At 45.5% G+C, this 1657-nt stretch carries 1 protein-coding gene; it reads right to left on the bottom strand.

Annotated features, from left to right (window positions below; all coding sequences use genetic code 11):
- Positions 1 to 1657, bottom strand: a 1657-nt coding sequence (locus PGR74_RS14060; RefSeq protein WP_270517385.1) for an ABC transporter permease/M1 family aminopeptidase, incomplete at both ends; no start/stop codon positions are given.

The raw sequence follows: 1657 nt of genomic DNA on the forward strand, positions 1-1657 counted from the left end.
TCTTCTTTAAAATTCGGGAGAGGTATACCGATCATCTGCTCAGGGAAAAAGTACATCTCCGGCTGCACGTACCCGCTTCCGTTCCGAGAGACCCGGTAGAAACTACAAAACGAGAGCGGGGTCTCCACAAAAAAATAACGATCGAAAGGGTAAGGCTTTCCATGCCCCGCTTTCGAAAAAGAAGAAATCACCCCCGGGAGTGAATCCGGTACGACCTCCAAACCGTTAAAGTAATCACCGTGTCCCGGGTAAACATAATAACCGTATTGCACCGAATCTACCGGCAACATATCGCCGGTGTAACGACCCACTACAAGCGATAACCCGACAAGAGGCTTTGTCGAACGGAATAAAGTAACCTCTCTTTCCTTGAACGACGCTCCTTGTGAAAAAACAGCCTTATCTCCCGTGCCCCTTATCTTTAGCGTCGAATTGAAAAAATGTTTATCAACAGCGTATACATTCCCCGGGTTAACCGGGGGAGTACATACCGGGTACCACAAGCATTCAGGGGTGAGCAGAGTGTAATCCTCTCCCAAATAAGCGAAACGCTTCCCGAAACGACACGTGAAATCTCCCCGGTCCGAAAGATCGAAAAACGTTTTATCCGGGATGTCCACATAACATATACGTTCATCGATCTTACCCCTGTAACGTATCTCCACCTCACACACCTCTCCCGCTGCCAAATCGCTATAGAGCAGGAGCACCTGTTCATCTCGCTTCCACGGGATATCCTTCCCGTCTACACGTGCCGACTCTAATTCTAAAGAAGGATTCAGGTAAAGAAGAAGATTCTCCACGCATTCCTTGTTTTGATTCCGAACACGTAAACGACAATCGACCGACAATCGATTTCCACGCGACTCGTAATCCAGATCCAAATCGAGTAGGGTGACTTTGGGGTAGGAATTGTAATGGACGTATACATCACGATAGAGACGACGAGCCTCTACGGAACCTTGATATCTTAAATAAAAAGTCGTACCGTTGCCAGCACCAAGGACAAAACATATCACGCAGATAAATTTCCATAAACGCTTGTCCCGTGTACTATTCGGGAGACGGCGGGACAACACCACCGCGGCGCTAAAAAAACCTATACCACACAGCAACCAGCAAAAACGGTGCAAAAAATAACCCCACGGGTCGGGGAAACCGACCATATCGGAAAAAATATTGGGTACATGAAGGGCAAAAGGATCAAACAAGCCCTGGCATGTATCCGGCAAGAGAACGACGGTCAACAACAAGTACCCGATTAAGAGAATAAAAGAAAAAAGACGGTTACGGGTTAAATAGACCACGAAAAAAGAAAAACCCGTCAAAAAGATCGTGGTCGGCAATACATAAGTAAAAAGATAAAACAAGGAATACCACCCGTTAAAAGCCAGTTTACTGGCAAATAAATTAACGAGTATCCCCAAGAACAAACTTATCGCACCGAAAAACAAAAAAACAATGACTATACCTAAACTCATCCCACCCGTACAAGAAGCGTTACCCTGTGGCCGGGAATCGATAACGGCAAGAGTATCCAGTTCGCGGTTCCTGTAAATATAATCTCCCGCAAGGTACAAAAACGGCAAAACCTGTAATAGATTAAAAAAATAAGCGTTGGTCGCAGGAATTAAAGAAGAAAGCATCGAGTAAAAAT

Origin of the sequence: Sanguibacteroides sp. AM78-02pH3A (genome assembly GCF_027666085.1) — a bacterium.
GTDB classification, from domain to species: Bacteria; Bacteroidota; Bacteroidia; order Bacteroidales; family Marinifilaceae; genus Gabonibacter; species Gabonibacter massiliensis.